We start from the raw sequence: 6,427 nt of genomic DNA, 5'->3' as shown, positions 1-6,427 counted from the left end.
GAGTCGAGGCCGTACTCGAAGAGCGGACGGTCCGGATCGACGGTGCGACGCAGAATCAGGCCGACCTGCTCGGAAACCAGACGCCGAAGTCGGGGAGACCACTCGTCGAGGGGTAGCTCATTCAGCTCCCGGCGGAATTTGCTCGTGCCCGACCGGTTTTGCCCCGCGGATTGGAACAGCTCAGCAAACCGGCTGCGTTGCGCGAGGGCAGTCAACCATGGTGAACCGACGACCGGCGCATACCCGGTGTACCCGCGGTCGTGGCGCAGCAGTACGTCAAACGCGTAGGCGCCCTCGTCGGGAGTGATCATCCCGATGTCGCCGCTTTCCGCCAGCGCTGCGGCGCGGCCGATCTGGGCCCACGCTCCCCATGCGATCGCGGTGGCTGGCAGGCCTTGAGCCCTTCGCCAGTGGGTGAAGGCGTCCAGCCAGCTGTTGGCCGCGGCGTAGGCACCCTGACCCGGCGAGCCCAGCAGGGCGGCTGCCGAGGAGAACGAGCAGAACCAGTCCAGTGGCTGTCCGGCAGTGGCCTCGTGCAGGTGCCAGGCGCCGTAGACCTTGGGCGCCCAGTCGCGCTCGATCAGCTCGTCGGTGATGTTGCTCAAAGTGGCGTCCTCGACCACGGCCGCCGCGTGCAGCACACCGCGCAGCGGAAGCCCGGTGGCGGTTGCCGTTGCCACCAACCGCTCCGCAGTGCCCGCCTGGGCGATATCGCCACACTCGACGACGATGTCGGATCCGATGGCCCGGATGAGCTCGATTGTCTCCAGCGCCTCGTGATTCGGCTGGGCGCGCGAGGTGAGCACGATCCGGCCGCAGCCCGCCGTGGCCATCTTCTCGGCAAGGAACAGCCCAAGTCCACCCAGACCGCCCGTGATGATGTAGGCGCCGTCAACTCGGAAGGGCTGAACCTGCTCCGGTGGTATCACCGCGCTGCTGCTCCCCGCACGCGGGGTGTCGAGGACGAGTTTGCCGGTGTGTTCGGCCGCGCTCATCACCCGAATCGCGGTGGCCGCCTCGGCAAGCGGATAGTTAGTGTGCTCCGGGGGTGGCAGCACACCGTCTGCGACGAGCCGGTAGACCGTGCGCACAAGGTCCTGGATCCGCTGGGGGTGGCTGTCCCACATCAACGAAAGGTCCAAATAGTGGAACGCGAGGTTCCTCCGGAACGGATACAACTCCAGCCGGCCGTGAGCGTAGACGTCACGTTTGCCGATCTCGATGAACCGCCCGCCTAGCGCCAACAGTTCCAGCCCCGCGCGCTGTGCGGCGCCGGTCAGGGAGTTGAGCACGATGTCGACGCCATACCCATCGGTATCCCGGCGGATCTGCTCGGCGAACTCGATGCTGCGCGAATCGTAGACGTGCTCAATGCCCATGTCACCCAACAGCGCTCGACGCGCCGCTCTGCCGGCTGTGGCGAAGACCTCGGCTCCCGCCGCTCGGGCTATCGCTACCGCCGCTTGCCCCACACCGCCGGTTGCGGAGTGGATCAGCACCTTGTCACCGGAGGTGATCCGGGCCAGATCGTGCAGCCCATGCCATGCCGTGACGTGCGCGCTGCTCAATGCGGCGGCCTGGTTGGCCGTCAGGCCGGGCGGCAGGGTGATGACAAATCGGGCGTCGCAAGTGACAAACGTGCCCCAGCAGCCGCTATAGGGGACGTAACCGCCAACATGGTCACCTACGTGATGGTCAGTGACATCCGGCCCGACCGCGGTTACCACACCGGCGAAATCGCTGCCCAGCTCTAGTTGACCTCCGTCGATGCCGGGTAGTCGGCCCATGGCGAGCAGGACATCGGCGAAGTTGATGCTGGATACGCTGACCGCGACCTCGACCTGGCCCGGCCCCGGCGGGACCCGGTCGATCGCGACAAACTCTATCGTTTGCAGGTCACCGGGGACGCGAATCCGCAGGCGCATGCAGTCGTGCTCGTGGTCGACGATGGTGGTTCGCCGCTCCTCGGGGCGCAGCGCAGTGGGGCACAGGCGCGCGGTGAACCACGCATCGTGTCGCCAGGCGGTCTCGTCCTCGTCCGAGCCGGCCAACAGTTGGCGCGCCACCCGCTCGGCGTTGGTTTGCTCGTCGATGTCGATCTGAGTGGTGCGCAGGTACGGATGCTCGGCGCCGATCACCCGCAGCAGGCCGCAGAGCCCGCCCTGCTCGAGATTGGCGACATCATCGGCCAGCACCGTCTGCGCGTTCATGGTCACGACATATAGCCGCGCAGATTCGCCCGCGATTTCGGGCAGCTCGCGGGCGATGCGCACCAGGTGGCGTACGCACTCACCGCCGCGCACAGCGCACTCCTCATCCGGGTTGCCGTTACGCGGACCATTGAGCACGACCACACCGGTGAACCCGCCGGAGCCGAGCTGACCGCGCAACCGCTCGGCATTGGCCACCTGATCGGCATGCTGCGGCCAGCACATGGTCGTGCAGTGCGCGCCGTGGCGCTTTAACGCGTCAGTAACGTGTGTGGCCACCACATCGGCAGCGGCGGAGGTGCTGATCAGCAGCCATGTTCCGGCGTCGGCACCGTCCACCTCGGGCAGCTCTTGCTGTTGCCATTCAATGGTCAGCACCCGCTCGCTGAGCACACGATCGCGGCTTGCGTGCTCGGAGACCCCGGTTCCCATTTGCAACCCACGCACGGCAAGCAGCACCATGCCGTGCTCGTCGAGCACATCCAGATCGGCTTCGACCCCGGCAGCGTCAGCATTAGTTACCGTCGTATAGCAGTAACGGGCGTTGCGGGCAGGCGCGTAGGCACGTAGCCCTCGTACACCCAACGGCAGCAGCAGACCGCTGCCCTGGACGGCGGGGTGGGCCACAACGGACTGGAAGCAGGCATCCAGCAGGGCGGGGTGAATCCTATAGCCGCTCTGTTGTGAGCGAATAGAACCAGGCAGCGCGACTTCGGTCAGTATCGTGCTGACCGAGCTGTCGGCAGCGTGCGCGGCCGTCACACCAGTGAAAATGGGCCCATGGTGCACACCATGCTCGTCGAACCACTGCCTGAGTTCGGCCCAGTCCAAGTCGAACGAATACGCTGTCAGCAGAGCGGCCATATCGTAGTCCGGTGGTTGGTCCTGACCGTCTCCCGCGTGCAGCACCGCTTCGGCCCGCTGAACCCGATCACCTTCCTGGAAGGTCTCCACGACGAAGTCGACGACGCCCGGCGATGTCACCGATGCGAGGGCGAACACCGGGGTCTTGTCATCGAGCAGCAGCATCTGATCGAAGCGGATATCGCGGACCTCGGACTCTTCGCCGAGGACCATGCGCGCGGCGGCCAGCGCCATCTCGCAGTAGGCGGCCCCGGGAAGGGCGGCCACATTGTGGATCCGGTGATCGCCCAACCAGGGCAGCGCCGCGGTGCCTACATCGGCCTGCCAGGCGTGGCGCTCCGGCTCCTCCGGCAGCGGCACATGCGCGCCCAACAGCGGATGCACCGAAACGGTATTCGCGTCGTGCGCAGGGCGATCCGGGGCGCGAAGCAGGTGACGGTGCGTCCACGCCGGCAGCGGTGCGTCCACCAGCCGCCCACCGGGATAGAGCACAGAGAAGTCCACCGCGGCACCCACGCTGTGCAGATCCGCCAGCAGACCACGCAGCCCGTGCGGCAGCGGTTGTTCACGCCGCATGCCGGCCAAGACGGCTACCGTCATGTCGAGGCTGGCGGCGGTCTGCTCGACGGCGTGGGTCAGCAGCGGGTGTGGTGCCAGCTCGGCGAATACCCGGTACCCGTCCTCCATCGCCGCCTGCACCGCCGCGCCGAACCGCACGGTGTGACGCAGATTGTCCACCCAGTAACCGGCATCGCACACTGGCCGATCACCGGGGTCGAACAGGGTCGCGGAATAGAACGGAACCTGCGGTGCCATCGGGGCGACCTCGGCCAACATCTCGGAGAGCTCGTCGAGGATCGGGTCGACCTGCGGAGAGTGGGATGCCACGTCAACGGCGACCTCGCGGGCCATCACCTCACGCTGCTCCCACGCTGCGACGAGATCGCGAACCGTTTGGGTGGACCCGCCGATCACCGTGGACTGCGGAGAGGCCACCACCGAGATCACGACGTCGGTGACGCCGCCAGCCACCAGTTCCGCACGTACACGTCGAGCCGGCAGTTCCACCGACGCCATCGCGCCAGCACCGGCCAGTCTTACGCACAGCCGGGAACGGCGACAAATGACGCGCACCCCGTCTTCCAGCGACAACGCTCCCGCGACGACGGCCGCCGCCACCTCTCCCATGGAGTGCCCGACGACGGCGCCCGGGGTGACCCCGTAGGATTTCATCGTGGCCGCCAGCGCCACCTGCATGGCGAACAGAGTCGGCTGCACCCGGTCAATGCCGGTCACGGTCTGCGGCGCCGTCATCGCCTCGGTCACCGAGAACCCGGACTCGGCGGCAATCAGCGGTTCCACCGCCGCGACAGTGGCGGCGAACACCGGTTCGTTGGCGAGCAGGTCGGCGCCCATCGCCGCCCACTGCGAACCCTGCCCCGAGAACACCCATACCGGACCCCGGTCGTCCTGCCCCACAGCGCCCTGATACGGAACATCCCCCTCAGCGACCTGACGCAATCCTTCGATTAGCTCCTCAAGACCAGCGGCTATGACCGCCGTGCGCACGGGCCGGTGGGCACGGCGGCGCGCCAGCGTATAAGCCAGATCCGACAACACAATGGAGTCTTCGTGTTCTTCCACCCCGTCGTCGAGCCGGCGCGCGGTTTGCCGCAGCCCGTCGGCGGAGGTCGACGACAGCGCAAACAACAGGGGGGAGGCCATACCGGATCCGGCTTCCCCGCTCTCCTGGGCAACGGTCTCTGGAGCTTGCTCCACAATGGCGTGTACATTCGTTCCCGACATTCCGAACGACGACACCGCCGCCCGCCGGGGTGCTTGGTGACCGTTGGTGGGCCACGACGTGATTTCCCGCGGCACAAAGAGTTTCGTCTCGATTGGGGCAAGGTCATCAGGCAGCCGGGTGAAATGCATCATCGGCGGTACCACACCATGCCGCAGCGCGAGGATCGCCTTGATCAACCCCACTGTGCCGGCGGCGGACTCAGCATGTCCCAAATTACTCTTGACCGATCCGAGCGCACATGGTTTCCCGCTGGTGCCGTAAACCCGTGCCAGGCTCCTGAATTCGATCGGGTCACCAACCGGGGTACCGGTGCCGTGCGCCTCAACCATGCCGACGGTGCCGGCGTCTACATCAGCGGCAGCCAACGCCGCCCGATACACCAGCTCCTGCGCATCCAACGACGGCGTTAAGTTGTTGACGGTGCGACCGTCTTGGTTGGCGGCCGTGCCACGCACTACGGCCAGGATCCGGTCACCATCGTTCAGCGCGTGCTGCAACCGCTTGAGCATTACCACGGCGCAACCCTCGGAACGCACGAACCCGTCGGCGGCGACGTCGAACGTCCGGCAGCGTCCTGTAGGCGAGAGCATGCCCTGCGCGGAAGCGGACGTGAACTTGCGCGGTTCCAGCATCACCATGCAGCCACCCGCCAAGGCAAGGTTGCTCTCACCGAACTGCAGACTGCGGCAAGCCATGTGCACGGCAAGCAGGCCTGATGAGCACGCGGTGTCCACAGTGACCGCAGGACCACGCAGCCCCATCGCGTAGGCGACCCGCCCAGACGCCATGCTGAAGGCGGTGCCGGTGAACCCGTATGCATCGTCCAGCGCACCCGCTTCGCTGGTAACGGATGCGTAGTCATCGTGGGCCAATCCCACGAACACACCTGTCAGGGAGCCGGCCAACGATTTTGGCGCCAGACCGGCGTGCTCCACCGCCTCCCATGAGGTTTCCAGCAACAAGCGGTGCTGCGGGTCGATCGCGGTTGCCTCCCGCTCGGCGATCCCGAAGAACTCGGAATCGAAGCCCGCTATATCGTCGAGGAACCCGCCCCATCGCGACACCGACCGACCGGGCACACCGGGATCGGGGTCGTAGTACTCGTCAGCGTCCCAACGGTCGGCGGGAATCTCGGTGACCAGGTCGTCGCCGCGCAGCAGCGCTTCCCACAACAGGTCGGGCGAATCGATGCCCCCGGGAAGCCGGCACGCCATGCCGATGACAGCAACCGGACTCACACGTGCCTTGCTCACGGCCGCATACCTGCCTCCCTTGCAGTGCCCAGGCAGGGAACCCCGCACCGTCGCATCTAGCGACCCTAGACCTACGAACTTAAATCCAAGCCAATCACCAATTCGTGAAGCGATCTACTTATATCTGACTTTCCGCACTTCTGGAGCCGGTTTTGCGCTCCCCCCGGAAAACGCAAGACACCTGCATTCTTTGCGTACTCGCGGTAGAACGACTCGACGGCGGCCTGCGCCACGCGGGCGAATTCCTCGCACCAGCCTTCACCATTGGGGTGAGGGTTGTCTTAGCATCCTCA

At 66.2% G+C, this 6,427-nt stretch carries 1 protein-coding gene; it reads right to left on the bottom strand.

Annotated elements, in window-relative coordinates; all coding sequences use genetic code 11:
* On the bottom strand, positions 1-6,095 hold a 6,095-nt coding region (gene pks2, locus ACLP9N_RS14500; protein ID WP_442408072.1), incomplete at its 3' end, for a sulfolipid-1 biosynthesis phthioceranic/hydroxyphthioceranic acid synthase.
* Positions 6,096-6,427 lie beyond the last annotated feature (332 nt).

Origin of the sequence: Mycobacterium sp. (assembly GCF_052144515.1) — a bacterium.
Taxonomy (GTDB): Bacteria; Actinomycetota; Actinomycetes; order Mycobacteriales; family Mycobacteriaceae; genus Mycobacterium.
The sequence above is the reverse complement of the archived record's forward strand: the minus strand, read 5'-3'. Positions and strand labels throughout refer to the sequence as shown.